This is a genomic window from Mycobacterium gallinarum (assembly GCF_010726765.1).
GTDB classification, from domain to species: Bacteria; Actinomycetota; Actinomycetes; order Mycobacteriales; family Mycobacteriaceae; genus Mycobacterium; species Mycobacterium gallinarum.
On sequence record NZ_AP022601.1, the window covers coordinates 3,096,173 to 3,121,181 of the forward strand.

The 25,009-nt window shown below is 64.1% G+C and carries 23 protein-coding genes; 10 read left to right on the forward strand and 13 right to left on the reverse strand.

Features of this window, described 5'->3' with window-relative positions; genetic code table 11:
* Positions 1-54 precede the first annotated feature (54 nt).
* Together G6N42_RS15025 and G6N42_RS15030 are read left to right on the forward strand one after the other, a co-directional pair.
* Positions 55-795: a FadR/GntR family transcriptional regulator gene (locus tag G6N42_RS15025; RefSeq protein WP_163730302.1), complete on the forward strand. Its 741-nt coding sequence runs from the start codon at positions 55-57 to the stop codon at positions 793-795.
* The gene (locus G6N42_RS15030; protein ID WP_163730303.1) at positions 792-1,625 is read left to right on the forward strand and encodes a PaaI family thioesterase; all 834 of its coding nucleotides are present in this window, start codon (positions 792-794) and stop codon (positions 1,623-1,625) included. The genes G6N42_RS15025 and G6N42_RS15030 overlap by 4 nt, the downstream gene beginning before the upstream one ends.
* A 3-nt stretch (positions 1,626-1,628) precedes the next feature.
* Here the strand turns inward: G6N42_RS15030 and G6N42_RS15035 are convergent, their stop codons facing one another.
* From G6N42_RS15035 to G6N42_RS15045, 3 genes are read right to left on the reverse strand one after another with little or no spacing between them, the layout of a single operon-like run.
* Positions 1,629-2,438 carry an enoyl-CoA hydratase/isomerase family protein gene (locus G6N42_RS15035; RefSeq protein WP_163730304.1) on the reverse strand — a complete coding sequence of 270 codons (810 nt, stop codon included), beginning with the start codon at positions 2,436-2,438 and terminating at the stop codon, positions 1,629-1,631.
* A gap of 14 nt (positions 2,439-2,452) precedes the next feature.
* Entirely contained in the window at positions 2,453-3,613 is a 1,161-nt protein-coding gene (locus G6N42_RS15040; RefSeq protein ID WP_163730305.1) for a thiolase C-terminal domain-containing protein, read from the reverse strand.
* A complete protein-coding gene (locus G6N42_RS15045; RefSeq protein ID WP_163730306.1) occupies positions 3,610-4,830 on the reverse strand; it encodes an OB-fold domain-containing protein in 1,221 nt (406 codons plus the stop codon). Before G6N42_RS15045 ends, G6N42_RS15040 begins: the two co-directional genes overlap by 4 nt.
* Before the next feature lie 123 nt (positions 4,831-4,953).
* Between G6N42_RS15045 and G6N42_RS15050 the strand changes: the two genes are divergently transcribed.
* From G6N42_RS15050 to G6N42_RS15085, 8 genes are all read left to right on the forward strand, one after another.
* Positions 4,954-5,811, forward strand: a complete 858-nt coding sequence (locus tag G6N42_RS15050) for an SDR family oxidoreductase (protein WP_163737580.1) — start codon at positions 4,954-4,956, stop codon at positions 5,809-5,811.
* Positions 5,812-5,816: 5 nt separating this feature from the next.
* Positions 5,817-6,962: an acyl-CoA dehydrogenase family protein gene (locus G6N42_RS15055; RefSeq protein ID WP_163737583.1), complete on the forward strand. Its 1,146-nt coding sequence runs from the start codon at positions 5,817-5,819 to the stop codon at positions 6,960-6,962.
* Positions 6,959-8,014 (forward strand): acyl-CoA dehydrogenase family protein, encoded by a 1,056-nt coding sequence (locus tag G6N42_RS15060; protein WP_163730307.1) that lies wholly within the window; start codon positions 6,959-6,961, stop codon positions 8,012-8,014. The genes G6N42_RS15055 and G6N42_RS15060 overlap by 4 nt, the downstream gene beginning before the upstream one ends.
* 25 nt (positions 8,015-8,039) lie before the next feature.
* Entirely contained in the window at positions 8,040-8,819 is a 780-nt protein-coding gene (locus G6N42_RS15065) for an SDR family oxidoreductase (protein WP_163730308.1), read from the forward strand.
* A gap of 82 nt (positions 8,820-8,901) precedes the next feature.
* Positions 8,902-9,729, forward strand: coding sequence for a mycofactocin-coupled SDR family oxidoreductase (locus G6N42_RS15070; protein WP_163730309.1), 828 nt, complete (start codon positions 8,902-8,904; stop codon positions 9,727-9,729).
* The gene (locus tag G6N42_RS15075; RefSeq protein ID WP_232076144.1) at positions 9,704-10,537 is read left to right on the forward strand and encodes an SDR family oxidoreductase; all 834 of its coding nucleotides are present in this window, start codon (positions 9,704-9,706) and stop codon (positions 10,535-10,537) included. The genes G6N42_RS15070 and G6N42_RS15075 overlap by 26 nt, the downstream gene beginning before the upstream one ends.
* Positions 10,538-10,552: 15 nt before the next feature.
* Positions 10,553-11,731 (forward strand): cytochrome P450, encoded by a 1,179-nt coding sequence (locus G6N42_RS15080; RefSeq protein WP_163730310.1) that lies wholly within the window; start codon positions 10,553-10,555, stop codon positions 11,729-11,731.
* A gap of 6 nt (positions 11,732-11,737) precedes the next feature.
* Positions 11,738-12,334: a cysteine hydrolase family protein gene (locus G6N42_RS15085; RefSeq protein WP_163730311.1), complete on the forward strand. Its 597-nt coding sequence runs from the start codon at positions 11,738-11,740 to the stop codon at positions 12,332-12,334.
* Between the two features lie 457 nt (positions 12,335-12,791).
* Here G6N42_RS15085 and G6N42_RS15090 read toward each other — a convergent pair whose 3' ends face one another.
* From G6N42_RS15090 to G6N42_RS15135, 10 genes are all read right to left on the reverse strand, one after another.
* The gene (locus tag G6N42_RS15090) at positions 12,792-14,252 is read right to left on the reverse strand and encodes an MCE family protein (RefSeq protein WP_163730312.1); all 1,461 of its coding nucleotides are present in this window, start codon (positions 14,250-14,252) and stop codon (positions 12,792-12,794) included.
* Position 14,253: 1 nt separating this feature from the next.
* Positions 14,254-15,393 carry an MCE family protein gene (locus G6N42_RS15095; protein ID WP_163730313.1) on the reverse strand — a complete coding sequence of 380 codons (1,140 nt, stop codon included), beginning with the start codon at positions 15,391-15,393 and terminating at the stop codon, positions 14,254-14,256.
* Complete coding sequence (locus G6N42_RS15100) at positions 15,390-16,835, reverse strand: MCE family protein (protein WP_163730314.1); 1,446 nt, start codon at positions 16,833-16,835, stop codon at positions 15,390-15,392. Before G6N42_RS15100 ends, G6N42_RS15095 begins: the two co-directional genes overlap by 4 nt.
* Entirely contained in the window at positions 16,832-18,217 is a 1,386-nt protein-coding gene (locus G6N42_RS15105; protein WP_232076145.1) for an MCE family protein, read from the reverse strand. The genes G6N42_RS15100 and G6N42_RS15105 overlap by 4 nt, the downstream gene beginning before the upstream one ends.
* A complete protein-coding gene (locus G6N42_RS15110) occupies positions 18,214-19,245 on the reverse strand; it encodes an MCE family protein (RefSeq protein ID WP_163730316.1) in 1,032 nt (343 codons plus the stop codon). Before G6N42_RS15110 ends, G6N42_RS15105 begins: the two co-directional genes overlap by 4 nt.
* Positions 19,246-19,296: 51 nt before the next feature.
* Positions 19,297-20,751, reverse strand: coding sequence for an MCE family protein (locus G6N42_RS15115; RefSeq protein WP_163730317.1), 1,455 nt, complete (start codon positions 20,749-20,751; stop codon positions 19,297-19,299).
* Between the two features lie 6 nt (positions 20,752-20,757).
* Entirely contained in the window at positions 20,758-21,576 is an 819-nt protein-coding gene (locus tag G6N42_RS15120; RefSeq protein ID WP_174262257.1) for an ABC transporter permease, read from the reverse strand.
* 29 nt (positions 21,577-21,605) lie between these two features.
* Positions 21,606-22,316, reverse strand: coding sequence for an MlaE family ABC transporter permease (locus tag G6N42_RS15125; RefSeq protein WP_163737589.1), 711 nt, complete (start codon positions 22,314-22,316; stop codon positions 21,606-21,608).
* Positions 22,317-23,431: 1,115 nt separating this feature from the next.
* Positions 23,432-24,013 (reverse strand): TetR/AcrR family transcriptional regulator, encoded by a 582-nt coding sequence (locus tag G6N42_RS15130; protein ID WP_163730319.1) that lies wholly within the window; start codon positions 24,011-24,013, stop codon positions 23,432-23,434.
* A complete protein-coding gene (locus G6N42_RS15135; RefSeq protein WP_163730320.1) occupies positions 24,010-24,996 on the reverse strand; it encodes a Rieske 2Fe-2S domain-containing protein in 987 nt (328 codons plus the stop codon). The genes G6N42_RS15130 and G6N42_RS15135 overlap by 4 nt, the downstream gene beginning before the upstream one ends.
* Positions 24,997-25,009 lie beyond the last annotated feature (13 nt).

The window sequence follows — 25,009 nt, forward strand, 5'->3', positions numbered from 1 at the left end:
TCAGTTAACCTGCCAAATAGTTAGTGGTTTTCGCAACACGGTGGAGGAGTCGATATGGAGGTCACCAGCCTTCGGGAGCCGAAAATGGCCGATCGAGTGGCCACCGTATTGCGCAAGATGTTCATCCGCGGTGAGATCGCCGAAGGGACGATGCTCCCGCCCGAGTCCGAGCTGATGGAACGTTTCGGGGTGTCCCGGCCGACGCTGCGCGAGGCGTTCCGAGTGCTCGAATCCGAATCGCTCATCGAAGTCCAGCGCGGCGTCCGTGGCGGCGCGCGCGTGACGCGTCCGCGACGTGAGACGCTCGCTCGCTACGCCGGGCTGATACTCGAATACGAGGGTGTCACGCTGAAAGACGTCTACGAGGCGCGGATGACGCTCGAGACACCGATGATCGTTGAATTGGCGAAAAGCCGCAACGCCGCGGTGATCGCCGAACTCGAGGAGATCGTCGAGCGCGAGTCCCAACTGCAGCCAGGCGGCCATGCCGTCGACCAACTGACCGATTTCCACGCCGCGGTCGCCCGCCTGTCCGGCAACAAGACGTTGCAGATCATCAGCGCCATGCTGCACCACATCATCGAGAAGGCGAACCGATCGCTACAGCCCACCGAGGGTTCGCCTGCCGAGCAGGCGGTCCGCCGGTCGGCGAAGACTCACCGCATGGTGTTGGACTTGATCAAGGCCGGTGAAGCGGAGAAGGCCGGCGACCTGTGGAAGCGGCATCTGCAGAAGGCCGAGGAATACGTGCTGACGGGTGCCGAAATGTCAACGGTCGTCGATCTTCTCGAATGACCCAGGCCGACGGGCGTCCCGATGTTCTCATCGAGACGCCCATGCATGTCTTGCGCCGCTTCGGCATCAAGATGATCGACGCGGATGTGACCAGCGAGACCGCCGCGATGTCGATGCCGTTGGCGGGCATGCGCAATCCCGTCACCGACATGCCCACGGTGGGTCCGCTTGGCATCCTCGTGGACGCGGTGAGCGGGTTCGTGAATCACTTCCGGCACGAGCCCGGCGAATGGACGGTGTCCACGGAGTTGACGCTGGACCTGAGCCCGGACGGCAGCGAACGTGCGACAGCGGACGACGCGGCGCCGGTCGTGGCGGTCGGGCAACTCTTGGGCCCACGCGGTAGCACGTCCCTGTCCTTCTGCACGCTGACGTGTGGTGACGTCATCATCGGCGGCGGTACCGTCCGGTCTTTCTTCCTCACCCCCGACCGGGTCGTCCGCGACGAGCCCGAGGAGACATTGCGCCGGACCGCGTCGACGCCGCTGTCGGAACTGATGGCAGTTCAGATCGGAGCCGTCGCATCCGACTTTTGTGTGCTGCGGCAACGGCCGGATCCGTTCCTGGACAACGCCGTCGGCGTCGTCAACGGCGGTGTCGCCTCGGCCGGGCTCGAACTCGCCGCATCCGCGGTGATCAATGCGGGTGGACCGCCGATGCGTACGGCGTCGCTCCGGGTGAACTTCCTGCGGCCCTTCTTCGCGGGTGAGCATTCCCGCTACGAGGCCGCACCGTTGCGGATCGGCAGGACGACCGCGGTCGCCGACGCCCAGGCTCTGACCGAGGACGGCAGGCCGGCGCTCACCGCGCGGGTCACGGCGTACCGCTAACCACTATTTCTTGGATCGGGCACGGAACGCGGCGACCCGCTCTTTGAACTCCGGTGTCGAGAAGGACGTCAACTCCTCGGCCAGAGCGTATTCCAGCACGCCCGACGCCGCACGCGACAGGTGCATGTTCAGCGCAACCTTGCTGGCACGCAACGCCTGTGGCGGCAACGCGGCGAGGCGCTCCCCGATCGCGAGCGCATCCTCCAGTTCCGCGCCGTCAGCCGCGATCTTGGTGACGAGGTTGAGCTTCTCGGCGATGGGCGCGGTGATCCTGTCGCCGAGCAGCACGTACTCCTTGGCCTTCATCATGCCGACAAGCAGGGGCAGCATCGCCGCTCCGCCGTCACCGGCGACCAGCCCGACGGCCACGTGCGGGTCGGCGAGATAGCTGCTCTCCCCCATCACAAGGAAATCACTCAGCAGGGCGATGGAGCAGCCCAAACCCACCGCCGGGCCGTTGACCGCTGACACCAGAGGCTTGGGGAAGTTGATCACCTCGAGGAAGACCGTTCGCGCCTCGTGGATCTGGAACTGACGCGCAACCGGGTCCTCGATCAGGCGGCCGAACATCACCATGTCCCCGCCGGCCGAGAACGCCTTGCCTACCCCGGTCGTGACGACCGCGCGGACGTCGTCGTCCGCGGTGAGCACCCGCCAGATCGTCGCGAAGGCGTGGTGAACCTCCTCGTTGACCGCGTTGAACGCCTCGGGTCGGTTGATGCTCACCACGTGCACGTTGCCGGTCTTCTCGACAAGCAGCCACGGGGCGAACTCCTCGTAGCCGGGTAGGGTGGCGATCTCAGAAGTTGTCACGTGGGGCACTCCCGTCAGTTCTTGTCGCTGGAAAGTATGGTGACCGCGGATACCGCGGTAGGGCCACCGATGTTGTGCGCCAACGCCACTCGTGCGCCGTCGACCTGGTTTTCCGCCTCGCCGCGAAGTTGGTTGAACAGTTCATAGCATTGCGCCACCCCGGTGGCACCCGGTGGATGCCCCTTGGCCTTGAGTCCGCCGCTGGGATTGATGGGAATCGACCCACCCACATAGTGTTCGCGACTCTCCACGAGCTTGTACGCTTCGAACCGATTCGCGAAACCAAGGTCTTCGTAGCTGATCAGCTCCACGCCGGTGAAGCAGTCATGCACTTCGGCCACGTCGACGTCCCGCGGTGTCAGACCCGCCATCTTCATCGCCGACTTGGCCGCACGCACCGTAGGCGGAAAGGTCGTCATGTCCGTCTTGTGTTGGTGCATCACCCGATCCATGCCGAGGCCGACACCCCGCACCCAGACCGGCCGATCGGTATAACGGTCCACCACATCCTCGGCGGCGAGGATGACCGCCGCGGCACCGTCGCTCTGCGGCGTGCAGTCGTAGAGGCCGAAGGGTTCGACGACGATCGGGGCGGCCAGTGCCTGCTCGACGGTGATCTCGTAGCGCAGTTGCGCTTTGGGGTTATTTAGCGCGTGGAAATGGTTCTTCACCGCGACCATCGCCATGTGCTCCTTCGTCGCGGACGACTCGTGCAGATAGCGAATCACATGCAGTGCGAAATTCGCGGGAGCGACCAGCCCGAGCGGGTAATCCCACGCGTTGTCCCGGGTCATAGCCGCCCAGTCCCAGAACGTCGTCGTCGACGACGTCTCGCGAACCTTGTCGGCGCCCACCACGAGCGCGACGTCATACATCCCTGATGCGATGGCCATCGTCGCGTTGCGGATCGCGTCATTTCCTGTTGCACAGGCATTCTCGACGCGGGTGACGGGTATATCGGTGAGGTCGAGCGTGTCGGCAAGGATGCCTGAGGGAAATCCGTCCGTGGTCGACAGCTCGCCGAACCAGGCCGCCTCGATCTCGGACTTCGTGATGCCCTTGTCGACACCCGCGACGGCCTCGGCATACGCCATCGGCACGAGGTCCTTCACGCCCAGTTCGAAGTGCTCGGCGAACGGCGTCATCCCCGCCCCGACAATGGCGACTTTCCTCATGCCTCGACTCCTTCCTCGCTGCGGCCCGGCCAGAACGCGTACCCGTAGTCGGGTATCCCGGCGCGGACCGCGATTCGGCGCAACACCACCGCCCCAGCCTGACCGATCATCGCCTCACCGGCGGGCACCCCGGTCACTTTCATCAGCGCGCGCACCGGGCTGCCGTCGAGCTGCACGACCGCCAGCGAGTACGGACTGGGAAGGTCGGGCACCGGTATGCGGATCGTCGTGTGGGTGTAGACGGTGCCCGTGCGCGGCAGCGGTTCGAGCCGATAGTCGCTTGCCAGCGTCCCCGAGTCGTCCACCCGCACCCGGGGCGGGAACTGCGGCGCCGAGTCGATGCCAGGTCGCTCCTCGAAAACGGCTGCTTCCCAACGAATCTTCGGTTCGAACGCACGGCTGTACGCCGGCATCGAGATCGGGATGCCGACGCCCTCGGCGGTCTTGAAGTCGGGAAGTTCGCGCGGCTCGACCTCGTCGCGCGAGATCCGGATATCGCCGGGCGTCACCTCGCCCACGCTCATCACGGCCTGCTCCACTGTGAGCAGCAGACCCGGGGATCCATTGTCGATCGCGGCGGCGAGCGCCCGTATCACTCCGGCGGCTGACGACGTCGGCTCCTCGACAGCGCCGGACGTATTGAAATCGCGGCCGAGTTGACCGGCCGATACCCCGACGACACCCACTACCGTTCCACCGCCGAGATCCAGCTTCGCCAGCGTCGCGCGGACGCCGACCTCACGCTGCAGCCGAGGGTCCGGATAGGTGTGTCTCGAACCGTCGTCGCGACGGGCCAGCAGCGGCAGGCTTCGGCTTGCCCGGCCTCTGGCCGCGACTTCGGCGCCCGCCTTGCCGGTCAGCACCGCGGCGGCCCCGACGGCGTTTTCGCTGTCATCCGCACCGATGACCAGCGTGTCAGGGGCGGCTCCAAGGATCTGGTCCAGCACGGCTGGCGCACCACCGAGCACCTCGGTGACGGCAACGTTGCCCGGCAGTCCGAGGGCGGCCAGCAGGACGGCGCCGTTTCCGCCCTCGACGAGCGGAAAATTCCGTGACACCAGCACGACGCGCAGCGCCGACGCATCCGGATCGGCGGCCCGGCCCGCCGCGACCGCCATGGTGAGGGCGTCTTCGTCGGGCCCCTTGACGCGCCGGGAGCCCCTACCACGACCGACCCACGGCGGTAGGTACGTCCCGATAGACACGACTGAGGTCACAACATCTCGCTTCACTGGACGGGTGGGACCCGGGCTCGAATTGGTTAATAAGCTATATAGTTATAGCATTCCGCAGCACGCGATCCAACGCCCGCCCGAGGAGAAAGCACGGTGGTTGAGCCCATGCCCCGCACCCTGCGCGACTGCGTCGTCATCATCACCGGTGCCAGTCGTGGGATCGGACGGGAGATCGCCGTACGGGCGGCAGCGGACGGCGCCCGTGTCGGCCTGCTCGCCAAGACCGACACCCCCAATCCCAAGATCACGGGCACGCTGGTCGAGACAGCCGAAGCGGTACAAGCAGCGGGCGGTCAGGCTCTGCCCGTCGTGTGCGATATCCGCGACGCCGACGCCGCGGCGGCCGCGGTGGCCGACATCGCCGACGCGTTCGGCGGCATCGACGTCGTGATCAACAACGCGGGGGCACTGGACCTACGCCCCACGGCGAAGCTGCCACCCAAGAACTTCCGCCGGCTCCTGGAGATCAACACCGAGGGACCCTTCGCGGTGGTGCAGGCCGCGCTGCCGCATCTGCGCCAATCCGACAACGCACACATCGTCAACGTCTCGCCGCCGCTGAACATGGATCCGTCGTGGGTCGGCGCCCATGTCGGCCACACCGTCGGCAAATATGCGGAAAGCCTTCTGACACTGGGCTGGTCGGCAGAGTTCGCCTCGATACCGATCGCGGTGAACTCGGTGTGGCCGGCAACCACCGTCGCGAGCACCGGGATGATGCTCGCGATGGGAGAGGACACGGTGCGGGCACAGGCCCGCGATCCGCGCATCATGGCCGACGCGGTCGTCGCGCTGATCACCCGTCCGGCGGCCGAGTGCACCGGCCACTTCTACAGCGACGAGGACGTACTGCGCGAGGAGGGCGTCGACGACTTCTCGCCGTACCGGCTCGCCGCGCACGAGGAGGATCTGACGCCGAACTTCTACCTACCTGCCACGCCGCTGCCCGCGGTCCGGGCGTGAGCACGGTGACCTCTTTCGCCGCGCTGAGCGCCAACGAGCCCGAGTTGGCCAAACTGCGGGCGGCGGCACGCGAGTTCCTGTCCGCCGACCGCGCCGAGTACGGCTGGCGACCCGCCGTCGACTCGTGGCTGGGCCAGTGGGACGAGGGATTCAGCGCCCGCCTCGGCGATGCGGGATTCGTCGGCATGATCATTCCGAAGCGGTACGGCGGCCAGGGGCTGAGCCACCTCCATCGCTATGTCGTGACCGAAGAGCTGCTCGGCCAGGGTGCCCCGGTGGCCGCCCATTGGGTCGCCGACCGTCAGGTCGCCCCCGGCCTACTTGCATACGGCAACGATGAGCAGCGCCAGCGGCTGCTGCCGAGGATCGCCGCGGGGCGCTACTTCTCTTCGATCGGCATGAGCGAGCACACCGCGGGATCGGACCTCGCCGCTGTGCAGACGAAGGCGACGAAGACTGACGGTGGATGGCTGCTCAACGGCACCAAGGTGTGGACGAGTGGCGCACATCTGGCTCATCAAGTGGTCGTCCTGGCCCGGACGAGTCCGCCGGACCCCGAGCGGCGGCACGCCGGCTTCAGCCAGTTCATCGTGCCGTGCGATGCCACTGGTGTGCGTATCGAACCGATCCGCTTGATGAACGGTGAGCACCACTTCAACGAGGTCATCTTCGACGACGTGCTGGTACCCGACGCCGATGTGCTCGGTGAGATCGGCAATGGCTGGCATCAGGTCACCTCCGAGCTGTCGTTCGAGCGCAGCGGTCCCGAACGGCTGCTGTCGACCGCTCCGCTGATCGTCGCGGCGATCCGTGTGATGAGCGCCGGGCCGTGCGACGACCGCACCGCCGAGGACGTGGGAGACCTTCTGGCACGGTTGATTTCGCTGCGCCAGTTGTCGGTCTGGGTGGCAAGGATGCTCACCAGCGCCGGGGACGCCGCCAACCAGGCAGCGCTCGTCAAGGATCTCGGTACCCGGTTCGAGCAGGACTCGATCGAGGCGATCACCGATCTCGTCGACAGAGTGCCGATGACACCCGAGTTGAGCGAGCTGTTGACGACCGCCCGCCTACACAAGGCCGTGTTCACTCTGCGCGGTGGCACCAACGAGGTGTTGCGCGGTGTCGTGGCACGCGGAATGGGGCTGCGATGAGCGCACTTTCCGGAGGAGTGTTCGATGGCGGGCCCGTCGACGACGACAACGCCGAGCTGCGACAGCTGGTCGCCGACATCGGAGCGCGATCGTTTGAAGCCCGGCTTGGATCGCGCCGCATACCCGAGATCTTCGACGAGTCGCTGTGGCGCAACCTCGACGAGACCGGCTTGGCGCGGCTGACGAGCACGCCGGAACTGGATGCGGGGCCCCAACAGCTCGCGGTCGTCCTGCGTGGAATCGCCCGATACGCCGGCGCGGTCCCGATCGCCGAAACCGACGCGCTGGCAGCCTGGTTGGGCAACACGATAGGAATTGAGCTGCCCGTCGGCCCGTTGACCGTCGCGATCGCCGACCGTGACGCCGCGGCAGCGACCGACGTGCCGTGGACGCGGGCGAGTGTGGCTGTGCTGCTCGTGATGCGTAACGCGGGTGCGGCGCGGGTCGGACTCATCGACCCGGGGCGGGTGGACATCACCGACGGCCACAACCTCGCCGGCGAACCCCGCGACCGCGTGAGGTTCGATGTCGATGCCGCCGCCCTGACCGAAGTCGACGCCGCGCTCGTCGACGAGTTGTTGCTGCGCGGCTCGTGGTGCCGATGCATGCAGATCATCGGCGCGCTCGACGCCGCGGCCGCGATGTCGGTGGCCCACACCACCGAACGCGTGCAGTTCGGCCGCGCCCTGAGCAAGTTCCAGTCGGTGCAGCACTCACTGGCCGCGATGGCCGGTGAGATCGAACGGGCGAGGGCCGTCGCCACTCTCGCCGTCGCTGCGGCCGCCGACTACGGCTTCTCCGCGCCGGAGACCGAGTACGCCGTCACCGTGGCGCGGGTCGTCGTCGGCCGCGCCGTCACCCCGGTCACCACGATCGCCCATCAGCTGCACGGCGCGATCGGCGTCACCGACGAGCATTCGTTGTGGTCGGTGACCATGCGTGCCCAGAGCTGGACGTCCGACTACGGGACGACGGTGGGCCACGCCCGCAAGCTCGGTCGAATGGCGCTGACCGCCGCCGAACCGTGGGACCTGGTCATCGGGAACATCTGAAAGCAACTGCACCAGAGGAGAATACGTGGGCAACGAGAAGTTCAGTGGCGCGTCGGCGATCGTCAGCGGCGGAGCGGGTGGTCTCGGCGAAGCGGCTGTTCGACGTCTGCACGCAGAGGGTCTCGGTGTCGTCATCGCCGACCTCGCCGCCGACAAGGGCAAGGCGCTGGCCGACGAATTGGGTGACCGGGCAGCGTTCGTCAGCACCGACGTGACGAGCGAGGACTCCGTCAACGACGCGATCGCGCAGGCCAATACGCTCGGCCGGCTGCGCTACGCCGTTGTGGCGCACGGCGGATTTGGCGTCGCCGAGCGCATCGTCGGGCGCGACGGGAGCCCGGCCGATTTCGCGGGCTTCACCAAGACCATCGACCTGTACCTCAACGGCACCTACAACGTGACCCGTCTGGTGGCCGCATCCGTCGCCGCCGCGGACGCGCATGCCGACGGCGAACGCGGCGCACTGGTGTTGACGGCATCCATTGCCGGCTACGAGGGCCAGATCGGACAGTCGGCGTACGCCGCGGCGAAAGCGGGTGTCATCGGGCTGACCCTCGCGGGAGCCCGCGATCTCAGCTCGCTCGGAATCCGCGTGAACACCATCGCGCCAGGCACGATGAAGACGCCGATCATGGAGTCGGTGGGCGAAGAGGCGATCGCCAAGTTCGCCGCCAACGTGCCCTTCCCCAAACGCCTGGGCACGCCCGACGAGTTTGCCGACGCCGCCGTGTTTCTGCTGGCCAACGGCTATGTGAACGGTGAGGTCATGCGGCTGGACGGCGCCCAGCGGTTCGGACCGAGGTAGCGCACCGCTAAAGAGGCAAATAGTTGAATGATTCGCGCGGCTCGGCGTACGATCGAGCCACGCCGACGAGAGGACATACGCGATGGGCTTGCTTGACGGCCGAGTCGTCTTCATCACCGGAGCGTCCCGCGGACAGGGCCGGTCTCATGCGGTGATGTTCGCCGAGGAGGGCGCGAACATCGTTGGCGTCGACATCTGCGAAGACCTCGCTGTCGCGCCCTACAAGCTGGGCACCTTCGAGGAGCTCGAGGAGACCGCTCGGCTGGTCGAGAAGACCGGCCAGGAGATGGCCTTCCAGAAGGCCGACGTCCGTGACAGGTCCGCGCTTCAGGCGGCATTCGACGCAGGCGTGCAGCAATTCGGCCACATCGACACGGTCATCGCCAACGCGGGCGTCATCCTCACCAATCCGGACGAAGCCGATGCCAACGAGGCGTTACGGGTCGGCATCGACATCATGCTGATCGGCGTCTGGAACACCTTCCAGGTCGCCATCCCCCACATCAAGGAACGCGGTGAAGGCGGCAACCTGATCGCCACGAGTTCGATGGCGGCCCTTCTGAACGTCACCGACGGCCGCGGCGGCTCCGACGCGTACAACATGTCGAAGCTCGCCATCACCGGATTGGTGCAGTCGTACGCCAATCTTCTTGCGCCGGAACGTATCAGGGTGAATGCAGTGGCCCCGACCAACTGCGTGACACCGATGGTGACCGAGAATCCCGCGCTGTTCAAGGTCATCGAACAGACACCTCATCTGGTGAACGCGATGCAGACGGCGCTGCCGGATCTGCCCGTCATCGAACCGCGCGATGTCACCAATGCCATCCTGTTCCTGATCTCGGACCACGGCCGCTCGTTCACCGGCAGCGTGCTCAAGGTCGATGCCGGCATGGACATCCGCCGGTAGCGGCCGCACGATGGACTACGGCATCAGGGACCGGTCGGCTTTGATCGTCGGCGGCAGCAGGGGCATGGGGTTCGAAGTCACCAAAATGCTTGCCGCCGAGGGCTGCCGGGTAGCGGTGCTCGCCCGGACCAAGGGGGACGTCGACGCCGCCGTGGAGACGTTGCGCGCCGACGGCGCCGAAGCGGTCGGCGTGTGTGCCGACGTAAGCGACGAACAGCAGATCGCGGATGCCGTCCGGCAGGTCGGCGATGTCATCGGGTCACCGCTGATCGTCATCGGCCAAGCCATCTATCAACGTCCCGGCGACTTCGCCGACATCAACGATCTCAACGTCTACCGCGAGTCCTTCGAGGCGTTCACAATGAGCCAGATCTTTCTGCTGCGAACGGTGCTGCCGGCAATGCAGGGAGCCGGTTGGGGCCGCTTCGTGCACATCGGTTCGGGAACAGCCAAGGAACCGGCGGGCAACATCCACCACGCGGTGGCCAACGCGACCCGGCCGTCGACCGTCGGACTCCTCAAGACAGTGTCCGACGAGTACGCCCGCTACGGCATCACGGTTAACACGGTCGCGCCAGGCTGGATCGAGACCGAGAACGCGATCGCCTACATCGCGAACAACATGGGCGCGGACACCGACGAGCAGCGCCGCGAGTTCATGCTGGGTCAGGCGCGGGTGCCGGCAGCGAGAATGGGCAAACCATACGAGATCGCCTCGCTCATCGCATATCTGTGTTCTGAGGCGGCCGGTTACATCACCGGGGCGTGGATCGAGGTCGACGGTGGAATGCACCGGTCGGCTTTCTAATAGCAAGGGAGAGCCATGAGCGTCGAGCAGGACCGCCACACCGTGCTGGACGGCGTGCCCGTACTCGAGTGGGCGACGTTACCGATGGCCGCCGATCGAGGCGTCGGCTGGAAGGTGTTCCGCGACGCCGGGCCTGTCGTATATGCGGACGGCTGGTATTACCTGACACATCGCGAAGACGTGCTGACCGCCCTGCGTGATCCGGAACGATTCTCGTCGAAAAAGGCCTTCGACGAACTCGGCAGCCCGTTGCCGCTGGTGCCGATCTCGTTCGATCCGCCCGAGCACACGCGGTTCCGAAAGATCCTGCAGCCGTTCTTCAGTCCGCACACTCTCAAGGACATGCTGCCATCGCTGCAGCAGCAGGCCATCGCCATCGTCGATGCCGCCGCGGCCAAGGGCGAGTGCGATGTGATGGCCGATATCGCCATCCCCTATCCATCGCAGGTGTTCCTCACGTTGTTCGGGCTGCCGCTTCAGGACCGCGATCGTCTCATTGCCTGGAAAGACAACGTGATCGCACTCTCGGAATTACCGTCGATGGAAGGGGCCGATCTCACGCCAGCCCTCGAACTGGTCACCTACGTATCCGAGGCGATCAACGAGCGCCGTGAAAGCCCGGGCGACGACCTGCTGTCCAGGGTCCTCACCGGTGAGGACCCACTCGATGACGCCGAAGCCATCGGCCTGAGCTTCTTGTTCGTGCTGGCCGGGTTGGACACCGTCACATCCTCGATGGGCTTTGCGATGCTGGAACTCGCCCGCAATCCCGAGCTCCGGCACAAACTGCTCGAGCATCCCGACGAAATACGGGTCTTCGTCGAGGAGATCGTGCGGCTGGAACCGCCGGCACCGATCGTGCCGAGGGTGACCACCACTGAGGTCACCCTCGGAGGGGTGACCTTCCCGTCCGATACGCGTGTCCGGCTGTGTCTGGCCGCGATCAATCGCGACGACAGCGATGCGATCTCGACCAACGATGTCGTGATGGATGGAAAGGTACACCCGCACTGGGGCTTTGGCGGCGGTCCGCACCGCTGCCTGGGATCCCATCTGGCCCGGATGGAGCTCATGTTGATCGTCCAGGAGTGGCTGAAGCGCGTGCCCGACTTCGAGCTCGCAACCGACGGTGTCCCGGAGATCCCCTTTCCTGCAAATACTTTCGGTCTCGACTCGCTGCTACTGCGTTACTAGACAACGATGGACAACACCGTCGCAGTCCTGTGTGTGGAATGCCAAAACGGCGTGCTCGGCCCCGACTCGGTGCTGCCGAAGCTGGCGGCCGACAGCGCGGGACTCGTCGCAAACCTGCGTCGGCTGCTCGACGCTGCCCGCGCCGGCGGCGCACGGATCGTGCACGCGACTTTCGAAGGGTCCCTCGGGGGCGCACATCCCGGTACCGCTCGACTGTGGCGCACGTTGGGTCCGTTGACCTCATCCTGGTCGCCGGGCGACCCCGAGACTCAAGTTCTACCCGAGCTTTTCGCACCGACCGATCTCGTGCTGCCCCGTCACCATGGCCTCTTTCCGACAATGGATTCCGAGCTGCTGCCGGTCCTGCGGGGACTGGGCGTCAGCACGGTCGTCCTTGCGGGCGTCTCGTTGAACCTCGCGCTCCCGATCACCGCGGGGCACCTCACCCAGGCCGGCTTCCGCCTCATCGTGCCTCGGGACGTCGTCGGCGGCACCCCGGCCGAGTACGGAGACCAGGTACTGGACAACACGATTGCCGTGCTCGGCAGGATCACCACGGTCGAACAGCTGCTTTCCGAATGGTCCGCCCCGACCTTGACATAACAGGTGAAGAGGTAGTTTCCAGATGGCAATCAAATCGCGCGCGCTGATCGCATCGACGATGCTGGCCTTCTTGGCGATCGGTTCTGGCGCCAGCACTGACGGTGTCGCATCTGCGTCGCCGGCAGATGGATCTGTGGCTGGCTGCGAATATGCGCTGTCGCGACCGGAACTCGTGATAATCCCGGGAGGAGGACGGGGGGTACGGGCGAATATGACGCCCACCACGTGTGCGTCGAATGCCACACCTACGGATGTCACGGTATGTGTTCAGGCTCCGGGCGGCGCCAGCCAATGCAAGCAGACGCCAGGCTGGAGTCTGGCCGAGATCATTCTTCCTGCACCGAGTTCCGGTGCGTATACGGCCACCGGCACGGGGTGCTGGCTACACATCACCGAGGAGTTCCGCCCCGATTGCCGAACCGTCGGGCCCGTCGCGCTGACCACCTGACGGTCTAAGTCAGCTCCCGGGCGGGATCAACATGTCCTGCCAGCTGCGCTGCCCGGCACCCGCGGCAAGATCAGACTGTGTGTACAGCTGACCGTCCGGCCCCATGTACTGTCCGGTCGCCGGGTCGTACTCGGCGACCGCGATGGGCGGCGTCGGTGGCGCGGGCGGAGCGGGCGGACCCGCCCCCGGGGCGGCAGGATCCCTCGGCGCCGGGACGCTCTGGCCGGACAGCGTGGCGTTCGGATCGCCCTTCCAGTTGTAGCCGTCGTTGAGTGGCAGGTAGTTCTCGTCGCTTTCACAGAGTTTCGCCGTGGGCGCCCGCTTACCCGGGTGTTCGACGCACGGTGTGTTGCGCGCACCTCGGACATTGAACGGTGAGTCCTGAGGGACCCGGCAGTACAAATCGCCGTCGGGCGGCGACGGGTAATCCTGGAATGCGGCGGCGCGCTGCTGCTGGGTAGGTAGAAATCCGGTGGTGCAGGCCGGCGGGAGATTGAGGTTCAAGTTGAAGCTGAGGAACGCGCCGGCGTAGTCCTGCTTCGTGTTTCGATTCGCCACGCCGGTGGCTTGAATTGCGGCCGCACCCTGCGGCAGAAGCACGAGCAACTGTTCCAGGTTGGGACGATAAACCGCCGCGACCTCAGCGACCGAAACCAAGTTGGCCATCGCGACTGGCAGCGTTGGCTGCAATTGATCGAAGAGCGCACGCACTTCTCCTGCGGCGGCCGGTCCCTCCTGCAGAAGAGTCTTGACGCTCTCATCCTGCTCGCGCAGCTCACCCGTTACCGTCGCGAGGTTGGCCGCCCACGCGGAGATAGAGTCAGACGTATTCGTCTGCGAATCCAGCACAGGTTTCGACTTGTCGATGAGAGCGGTCAACTCGTCGATGTTGGCGCGGGCGTCGAGCGACAGTGCGGTCGCGCCCTTGAGGAACCGTTGGAGTTCAGGTCCCAGTCCGCCGAAGGCGGTGTAAGCCTCGTCGACCACCGTTTTCAGATTGTCGCGCGGAATCGCCTGCAAACCCTGGTTGGTCGCATCCAACAGCGAGCTGATGTTCGGCGGCACCGTCGTCTGGTCTTGTGCAATCACGTCGCCGTTCTTTAACGCTGGCGCATCTGCACTGCGCGGAAGGAGATCGACGTATTGTTCACCGATGGCCGAGACGCTGTGAACCTCGGCTTTGACGTCCGACGGGATCTTGATATCGGAGTTGAGCGAAAGTACGGCCTCGACGCCTGTGTCGGTCAGACGTACCGACTTCACGCGCCCGACCTGATACCCGCGATACGTGACGTTTCCGCGTTCGTAAAGCCCGCCAGCCTGTGGGAGCTGTGCGGTGACGGAGTACTGCCCCACGCCAAACCATTGCGAGGGCAGTTGCAGCACGGGAAAGAACATGATGACTACGCCGGCCAGGGCTATGGTCGCCACCGCGACCAACTGAATCCAAACACGCCTCGTCAGGTTCATCTCATGGCCCCTGGTTGAACTGATAGGGAGCAACAAGTGGGTTTCGGGCCGTGTACGGGCTGGGCATCTGTCCGATCGTCCGACCCCATTGCAGCTCCAGTTCGGTCAACTCACCCTCGAAGAAGGTACCGGTGAACAGTCCCGCATCCAGTCGGCTGAGGGTCAGATCAACGACCGCGGTCAAATTGGCGTAATCACCACGCAGCCACTTGCTCAGCGTGGGCTTTGGAAACGGAAACGTGGAATAGAAGTCCAGCGAACGGGTTAGATCCTGGCCCGCATTGGCCAGCGATTCGAGCACGGGGCCGAGATCCCTGAGCTCCCTGACCAAATTCTCTTTCGTTTGGTTCACGGAATCGGCTGCCAATGCGCTGAACTTGCCGATCTCATCCACCGCGTCGGCGATCGTTTCGCGCTCGTCGCGTAACACCGCGAGTGCGTCAGGTACGGTGCTCAACGCCCTGTCGACCACCGGTTCCTGTTCCGCGATCTGCCCGACCAGATAGTTGAGACTGTCTGCGGCGGCGATGATGTCGTCTTTCTGGTCATCGAGATACTCGACGAACAGGTCGAGTTGCGTGATCAGGCTGCGCAGGTCTTCAGCGCGGCCGTCGAAGGCCTTGCTGAGTTCCTTGGTGATCTCTCCAATCCGGCCGATCCCCCCGCCGTTGAGCAATAGCGACAGCGCACTGAGCGTCTCCTCCGTGGTCGGATACGCGCCCGCGTTTTGCAGCCGAATGATCGAACCCTGGCCCAGCTTCCCTTGTGCTGGCTCGTCTGTCGGCGCCGCCAGTTCGATGTGCAGCGATCCCAACAGGCTTGTCTGACCCAGCGTCGCTGTGGAATTAGCGGGCAGGTCCACATCACCGTTCAACATCATGGTCACCAGTGCGTGCCAACCCTGGCGCTCGATCCTGATGACGTTGCCCACCGTCACGTCGCCGACGCGGACCCGGGCATTGTTATCGAGGTTGACGACCTGAGGCAGCTCCGCCTGGATGGTGTAGGCACCCGCCCCCCTGCCCTCCGTCCCCGGCAGCGGCAGGGAGTTCAACCCACGCCAGTCACCACACCCCGACACCACGAGCACCACGCAAACGGCAAGGCTTACAACGGCATGTCGACGAATCCTAGATTTCATTGCCCACCCCCGTGAGGGACCATCAATCCGGGAAGCCCGGCATCAGGGTCAGTCGCTATCGGCGCCGGAACCACCGGCGCGTCACCAGGATTCCCCGGCACCTGGTCGGCCGGTTTGGCAGGCACGAACGGCGGCTGACCATGGTAGGGGTTGGCGGGTTCACCGAACCTTGTGAAGACCCCACCCGGTGGCGGCAACGGCCCGGCCGGAGGCGCTCCCGGCTCTGGTGGTGCCGCCTCCGCGGGCAACGCAGACGAAGATGGCGGAATGTAGTCAGGGCGCATCCAGTCCTCGCTGTAAGTGATCTCATTCGGCCGAGCCGACGCGCCGACGAATGGATTCACCCCCAGCGGAAAGAAGTTGTACTGCCTGTTCTTGACGATGGGGGCCAGATACTGCACACACAGCTTGGCGGATTGCTCTGCGTTCAATCGGGACGCCGCCTGCACTGCCCCACAGAGGAACTGGACGGGATTCGCCAAATTGTTGAAGGCCAACGCCCCGGTCAGTGTGCCTTGCGCTGGCTGATAGATGTTCAAAAAATTCTGAAATGCGTTGGGAGCCACGTGAACCAACTGTTTGATGTCGTCGAGATTCTCATTCAAGATCTGCGAGACACCAGCCAGCTTCTCAGATGTCGTACCCAGCGTATCGCGGTTCTCGGCGACGAAGGTCTTCACGTCGTCCGCGACGTCTGACAGATCACTGACCGCCGCACCGACCTCGTTCTGGTCGTTGGTGACCAATCTCGTCGTACTGGCCAGATTCTGATTGAGCTCCTGTAGCACCGCGGAACTGTCTTCCAGAGCGGACACCAGAATCGCCAGATTCCGCAAAGTCCCGAACAGACTCTTGCTGTTGTCACCGAGCGCGGAGAAAGCGTCCGACAACTGGATCAGGGTTTCGCGAATGTTGGCACCCTGACCGCGCAGGTTTTCGGCGGCAGTGTTGACGAAGGCGCCGAGCGTACTCACGCCTCCGAGCTCAGTTGGCTGAAGTGTGTCGGCAAGCCGTTCCAACTGTTCGCGGAACTGGTCGAACTCCACCGGCACCGCCGTGCGCTCTCGTGGGATCACCGCTCCATCTCGCATGGTCGGTCCGCCCGTGTATGCGGGTACCAGCTGAATGGATCGCGCGGTGACCAGTGCTGGCGAAAGGATCACGGCCTTGGCGTCGGCCGGCACGTCGTACTCGTCATCGACTGTGAACGTGATCTTGGTTCGCAATGGTTGCGGCTCAATCGACTTCACTGTGCCAACGGGCACGCCGAGAATGACAACGTCGTCACCGACGTAGATCCCGTTGCTGTTCTCGAAGTAGCCGACCAGGGTGTACGCCCGCGCTGCCTCTCCGAAGCTGGCCACCAAGAACCCCGCCACCAGAAGAAGCGCCAAGGTGGCTGCGAGGGCACCTCTTCCAACTCGGGTTCTCAACGCGTTCATCGACTTCCACCTTGGGATTCGGTCCCTGCTGCGTCCGGCGCCGCGCCGTGGACGGTCGGCACCTGCTCACCAGGGGCTCGATCGAGGATCGGAGTCGGCGGTGTCGGGGTCGATTCCTGGCCAGGCGCGGGGAGCGCGGGCGGCCCGGGCGGCGGACCGCCCGGCGGTGGCGCAGGCAGCGGCTCACGGTAGGGATAGCACCCCGGCCCTGGTAGTGCCAGTCCTGGCGGGCCACACTGCTGGTCACCCGGATTTCCGGTGATCGCATCAGGAATCGTCATGCGTGGGTCGCCTCCCTGGCCGGTACGCGGGAACGGCATGGGCAGCGCAGGTGTGGCGGGCTGACCGACTTGCGGGTCAGAACGCTCAGTGGGCGCCAGGACATTGGGGTCCAGGCCGAGATCGGAGAAGGCGGCGTCGATGAAGGGCTGGACGAATTGGCCTGGAAGCAGGTTGACGACGTAGGCCTTGAAGAATGGGCCCGAGCCCACCGACTCGCCCAGGCCGAGCGCGTACCTGTTGAGGCCCTTGACCGCAAGCTTGACCTGCTCTCGGTGGTTGTCCACGATGGCCAGCACTCCGTTGAGCTTCTCCAGCGCCGGCTTCAGCTCGGTGCGGTTCTCCGCGATAAACCCTTTGAGCTGCTGACTCACCCCCGAAAGGCTGTTGAAGAACTGGTCTAATGCGCCGCTCTGACTTTGTAGTGCCGCAAGCAGCTCATTGGTGTCGTGCACGAGCTTGACGATCTTGTCGCTGCGCTCGGCGAGTACGGTGGTCGACTTGTCGGCGTTGGATAACAGGCTTCGTAGCTCGGCGTCGCGATCCGCGAGGGTCTTGGAGAAGCGGCCCACTCCTTCGACTGCTGCGCGAACATCCGGCGGAGTGTTGGCAAAGGTCTCGGACAGCACCTTCAGCGAATTGGAGAGCTGATCGGTGTCGAGGCCGCTGATGGCAGTCGTCAGATCACCAATCGCGTCGGGCAGTTGGTAGGCAGATGTGGTCCGGGCCAACGGTATCGGCCCCGCCTGCTGCCCTTCGCCCCGTGGCGTTATCTCCAGAACTTTGCTGCCCAACGCGCTGTTCGTCTTTACCGCCGCCTCAGAGCGATCGCCGAGCCGAATCGCCTCCCGTACCTTGAATGTCACCAGCACCTGCGCACCGTCGAGCTTGATGCTTTCGACCTTGCCGGATCTCAGGCCGTTCACTCGGACGTCGGCGCCTTGACGCAACCCGCCGGCCTCGGCGAAGTAGGCAGAGTATTCCTTGCCTGTGGACAGGAACGGCAACTTGTCATAGTTGATCGCCGCGAGTGACACACCGATGAACAGCGCCAGCCCAATCGCACCGATGATCAATGGATTTCGTTCCTGGAAGGATTTCACCTCGGTGTGCACCTTCCAGTGGATTGTCCGGCTAACTTCACATAGACCGGCTGTCCGCCTTTACCGTTGAGCTTGAGCACGATGTCGCACAGATAGAAACTGAAGAAGTCTCCGTAGATGCCCTGCCGATTCAGGATCCGGTACGCGTCGGGAAGAGTGTCCAGCAGATTGTTCATGTAGTCGGCGTCGGCCACGATATTGCCCGCCACTCGGTCGGTCTCGTTGACCACTTTGGTCAAAGACGACCGAGTCTGTTGCAACAAATCTGCCACTGATCCGGCGACTTCGTTGACATAGGCCACGCCGTTGGCGATGTCCTGCTTGCGGTTTCGCAGACCCGACACCAACTCCGAGAGCGAGTCGACGGCCGTGGCGAACTGGTTCTGCTGGTCACCTAGTGAACGGAGGACGGTGTTCAAGTTGACGATCACCTCACCAACCAGCTCGTCGCGGTCGGCGAGCGTGTTGGTAAGTGAGGCGGTCTGCTCCAGGAAGGAGCTGATCGTCGCACCTTGGCCTTGGAACGCCGCAATGAGCGAGCCGGTAAGCGAATTGACCTGATCCGGGCTCAGGGCGTTGAACAGGGGGCGGAAGCCGCCGATCAAAGCGTCCAGATCCAGGGCCGGCTCAGTCTGAGTAATCGGAATGGTCTGGCCTGGTTGCAATCTGGTGGTTCCACCGGCGCCCTCGTCGAGCGAAAGAAAGCGATCGCCGAGCAGATTCTCGTACTGGATGACCGCCCTGCTGCCTTCGGTCAGCACCACCGTGTCGTCGGTGGCGAACTCGACGAGCATTGACCCGTCATCCTGGACGTCGATGTTCTTGACCTTGCCGACCTCAACCCCGGCGATACGCACGAAGTTGCCGGGCTCCATACCTGAGACATTGGTGAAGATGGCCCGGTACGACGTTTCGCCGCTGAAGCGAAGTTGACCGAACACGGCCACCATGACGAACCAGCCCAGGGTGCATATCACCAAGAAGATGGCAATGCGCCACAAGGTACCTCGCAAGCTACTCATGAGCATCCATCAATCCGGGGCACTTTCATCGAGTGCGCTTCCTCCTACGCTGGTCGGTCAGGGTCGTGGCGAAACGGGCCCCGGCGGGATCGGCGGCGGCGGAACGGGTTGCATCTGCGCCGGATGGGGAGGCACGAACGGCTCCTGGCCCGGTCGTGGACCCGGATCCTTCGGCGCGCCGGGAGGCGGCGCGGGCGGCAAGCCCGGGTACAGCGGTGTGCCGTCCGGGGCGTACTGCTGTCCGCCGTACGGCGGGGCGCCCGGGTAAGGGATGGGCCCCGGCGCCGGCGGGCCGATGCGATTCACCGTCGGCGGCTGGCCATTTGCACGCGTGAAGGGGAAGAAGTTCTCATAGCCCGGGAATCCAATGCCGGGGTTGGGTCGGATATCGACACCCGTGCCATAGCCCGTATTGGTTATCAGAGAACGCACCGGCCAGTTCTGCGCGACGTCGGGCAGGGAGCCGCAGCTCGGCTGACCGCCAGGTCCCCCTCTGGCACCCACGATCGGCAAATGGTCCGGGTACTTGTACTGATCATCGCCCAACAGCAGTGCCACGTCGAGCAACACGGACTTGCCATCCCGGCCGCCGGCGACGTCGGCGAAGCCGAAGTCGATGACGTTCTTGCCGCCAGTGAACGTACATGTGAGCTGGGGGTTGTACTTCATCAAGAGGCTCGTCGTGCTCTCTAACGCATTCACCGTGCGCACGAAGTTGTCCTTCGAGGGTGCGATCAGATTGATTCCGCTGTCAGCCAGCCCGATGACGTTGAGCAGCAACGAATCCAGTTGTTCAGCATGGTCGGTGATGGTCGTGCTGGTGGTGCTGACCGCGTCTAAAACCTTCACGATGTCCCCCGCCGCAGCGCCATATGTGTCACTGAAACCCTTGAGCGCCCGCCAGTCCTGTCGAATCGTCTCGCTGCGCGGATTTATCTCCGACAACACCTCGTCGCCCGCGGTGATCGCCTCGCCGAGTGCGTCACCCTGACCGCGTAGACCTTCGGCGAGCGCTGACAACACGGCGTTCAGCTTTGCGGTGTCGATCTGGTTCAGGACGCCCACCAGATTCTCGAACACGGTGTTCACCTCGGTCGCGACATTTCGAGCCGTCAACACGGTGCCCTTGCTCAACCGGGCCGGGCTGGGTGCGTCGGGCACGATGAGCTCGACGAACTTGTTGCCGAAGGCTGTCGTCGCCTTGATCTCGGCTTCGACGTTGGCCGGGATGTACTTGATTTGGTCGGAGTCGATGTCGAGTCGCAAGCTGGCGCCACCGGGTATGACACCGTCTACGCGACCGACCGTGACGCCGCGCAGTTTGACGTCATTACCGGGTTCCATGATGAGCCCGGTGCGCTCGGCCTTCAACGTAACCGGCACATAGGATTTGTACGACCCGGTGAACAGTGCTACGTCCACCACGATCGCGACAATCGCCACGACGAGGATGATGAGCGTCCACCATCCAGGGTGGATACGACTCTCTCCTGCCTTCAGCTTCCGCGCCATGCGCCGCTACCCGGAGATATTCAGTCCGCCACCCTGGCCGTAAATGCCAAGTGCGACAAACAGAAGGACGACGATGACTGCGACAAGGGACGCTCGCACGGCGCGACCGACGGCTTCGCCGACACCGGCCGGTCCGCCCGAAGCGGTGTAGCCGTAATAGGTGTGTATCAGCATGACGATCGTGGCCATTCCGAGCGCTTGAATGAGCGACAGCACAACGTCCATCGGGTTGAGGAAAGTGTTGAAGTAGTGGTCGTAGACGCCCGTGGACTGTCCGTAGGAGATGACCGTGCCGAGCCGGGTTGCCAACCAGGCGGCCAGCAATCCCATGCAGTAGAGCGGAATCGAGAGCACGATGCCCGCCACGAGGCGAGTCGAGCAGAGATAAGGGATGGAGCGCACACTGATGACCTCGAGCGCATCGATCTCCTCATTGATGCGCATGGCCCCCAATTGCGCGGTGGCGCCGGCGCCGATCGTGGCTGCCATGGCGATGCCGACGATCACGGGGCCGGCGAGCCTCGTGTTGACGTAGGCCGACGCGAAGCCGGTGAGCGCCTCGATACCGACATTGGCCAGGGAGCCGTAGACCTGAATCGCGACGAGCGAGCCCACCTGGGTGCTGAGGAAGGCCACGACGACGATGGTGCCGCCGATGAGTGCCATGGCGCCGACGCCGAGACTCATCTGGGCAATCTGACGCAACAGTTCGACCTTGTAATGGACCCAGACGTCTTTGGTGCCTGCGATGGTCCGGACGAAGAACTGCGCTTGCTCGCCAACGCGATTCCAGCCGTTGGTCAACGGACGGGCGCGGTACTGCATCCGCGGCAACAACTGCCGCGCGGGGGCACTCACAGCGTTGCCTTCGCGCCGACGATCGTGGTGATGGTGCTGATCAGGAACAGCACGATGAAGACGAAGACGACTGTTTCGTTTACCGCGTTGCCGACGCCCGCTGGTCCGCCTCCAACGGAAAGGCCCTTGTAGCAAGCGATCAGACCGGCGAAGAACCCGAACATCAGCGCCTTGGATAAGGCGATGACGAGTTCGGGGACGCCGACGAGCAGAGTGAGGCTCGAGACGAACGCTCCTGGCGTCACGCCCTGGACATAGACCGAAAACAGGAATCCGAAGAACAGACCAACCACGATGACGACCGAAGTCAGCATCGTCGCGATCAGCGTGGCGGCTAGGACTCGCGGCACGACCAGGCGGTGCACGGGATTGAGCCCGAGTACACGCATCGCATCGATTTCTTCACGGATGGTCCGGGAGCCGAGGTCGGCGCACATCGCCGTTGCACCGGCACCGGCGATCACCAACACCGTCACGATCGGACCGATGTAGAGGACTGCCCCGAGCGCCGCGCCCGCGCCTGATGCATCGGCGGCGCCCACCTCGAGCAATAGCAGGTTCAGGATGAAGACCGTCAACATGAGGAACGGGACCGTCATCATGATCGTCGGCAGGATCGAAACCCGCGCGACGAACCACGTCTGCTCGACGAACTCCCTGAACGCGAAGGGCGGCCTGAACATCTGAACGACGGTGTCCATCGACATCGCGAAGAACTCGCCCAGAGTGCGTAGTGGCTTGGCGACGTCAGGCGGTTTTCTGCCGCTCACGGCAAGCTCCCGCGATGCATCAGACCCGCGAGGACGCCTGCCCGATCCACTCCCACCGGGTCAACAGCGTCGGCGGCGGCAGACTTCATCGTTCGCAAATCCCTCCGTCAAGCTCTGACTTTGACTAACCCCACGTGTGATTAGGCACACAACCCGACTGCCGCCAAACCGTACACCACGCTTTTACGCGGTAGCAACAGTTCTCGGCATTTGCGGGTTTCGTGGCGGATTTCGGAACTTTCTCAGGATTGGTTTGCTCACCGCGCAACGCCCCGCCGCAACTACCGATGGACCCGTGGCGGTAGCCTCATCGACGTGACATCGAGCCAACGCAGATGAGCACATCTAAGCGATCCTGCCACCCCTGTTTCGCCATCGTTCTGGCCGCTGAACGGCGGCAACAGGACGGATGGGGCCGTCGACCGTTGCGGCCGGCAACCTCGAACCGGCGATTCGGACGGGCGGTCGCATGCCATGCCGTGGAGTTTGCTGACTATAGGACCTTTAATTGCACGATGATTATCAATCGCCTCCCACGGCAACAATTACTTGATGCAATTCGAGCCATATTCTCGCTCCCGTCAATAAGCAAATTCGAGGCTCACAAAAGGTGCGTAAAGATCTTCGTTCGAAACAATTGCGATTCGCCGAGACGTAGAAGAAATCGGCCGGTTGCTGCCGCACACCGGATGGCCTCGGGTGCAGCGAGCGTTGAACGGAATCGATCCGATGAGACGCGTCTCATCAGGGCCGCCATGCCCGAGCATCGGGCGACGCCCTCCTTGATGTTCGCCCTGTCGGCCGGGGACGGCACGGCCCGCATTCCGGTCTAGGGCGCATCAGCCATTTTTTGAACCGGCACCGCCCCCGCGATTTAGCGCCCAAGGCCATGCGGTCGCGGTGTCAATCGCGCGTGAGATGAAAGCATTAAACGTCTATCTATATAGCTAATTGCGATATGCCTATCGGCGAAAATTGTGGCCGGTCGCGATACCGCCTCGACCATTGCGGGCCACCACGTCATTCCGTTGCTCACCACGTCCCTCGCGCAGTCATTCGACCAGCCGATGTATCAGATCCGACGCCGCGGCTTCTACCTCGCCGAACGGCACTTCGGACACCCCGTTGTGATGCACCAGCCAGGACCGCTCGAGCATGGCCATCAGGATGAGCCCCGTCGCGGCGGCGTCGCCTGACGGCGGCGTCGACGCGATCTTGGCGATGCGCTGACCGAGTGCACGCGCGGCGCGTCGATGTGAACGTGCGACCGCGGCACGAAACGCACCGTCGGTCGGCATGTCGTCCTCTGAACGGATTACGAACGCGCCATTGCGGTTGAGATAGGTGAAGTAGCGGGCCACCCACGCTTCGATCGCCGCTCGCGAGGGGGAGTCGGAGAACGTCTCGATCACTTCTATGGCCTCGCGGTAGGTCGCGGTGCCGAGCTCGACGAACAGTTCGGTCTTGTCGCTGAAGTAGTAGTAGAAGTTCGCCCGCGTCACGCCGGCCAAGTCGGTGATGTCACGGATCGTCACCCCGGAGAAGCCCTTGCGGGCGAAGGCCACACGCGCGGCGTCCAGGATTGCCAGGCGAGTGCGGTCCGACTTGCGGATGCCTGGACTGGGCGGGCTCAAGCCCGGGTTCCGACAGGCTGCGGATAGAACCCGTTCGCCCACTCCCGGAGGGCGTCGAAGCCGGCCGACTCCGACGGTGCGAGCGCCGGCCGATCCATGTACCGCTGGTGCTCCCAAATCCGGATGTCGTCCGGCAACGCCAATTTGGCCGCGGCCAGCCGTTCCGCGAAGTCATTCGCCGACTCGTCGCTGATCCAGTATCCGGCGAAGATGTCCGAAGTCGTGTCGTCGACCGGCGTCGCACAGATCGAGATGACGCGCACTCCGTCACGGGTGTGCTCGCCGTTGAACGAGACGCCGATACCCGACCACCAGATCTCAATGGTGTTCATCGTGTCATCCGGCCGATCAGTTCCGTCGACCCATCGCTTGCCGAATCCCACTTTGGCCGACCAGATCACGTCGTCCCGGCTTTCTCGCAGCACTCCAGGACTGATCGGTGTGCGGTGCACAAAACGAAAATGATGTGGGTCCACCGCGTTCTCGGCGATCACCTGGGGGTGCACCTTGACACCGGCGAACCGAGTTCGACAGTCCTCGGTGAATTCGTAGTAGTTTCTCGACGAGACATGTTCTCCGAGAACCAATTTCCCGACGGGCACATCCCACCGCGGTGCACTGCCGGCGACGTCGTGCCAAATGTAGATGGAATCGTTTACCTCGGCAACAGGGTAGGACCTCAGGCGGCGGCCCTTGTTCGGTCGCTTTTCATAGGGGATGCGGACATTGCGCCCTCGGCCGTCCCACACCCAACCATGGAACGGGCACTGTATGCCGTCCTCAACGACACAGCCGCCGTGCGCCAAGCTGGCGCCGAGGTGCTGGCAATGCGCGTCCAGCACACTGACCGATCCGTCGCGCTGCCGGAAGGCCACGAGGTCTTGGCCGAAATAGCGCAGGGGCACGACGGCGTTTCCCGCGATATCGGCGCTCCAGGCAATCTGGAACCAGCCCGTCGGGGCCATGCTCGGCAGCTTGGTCATCGAATTCCTTCCT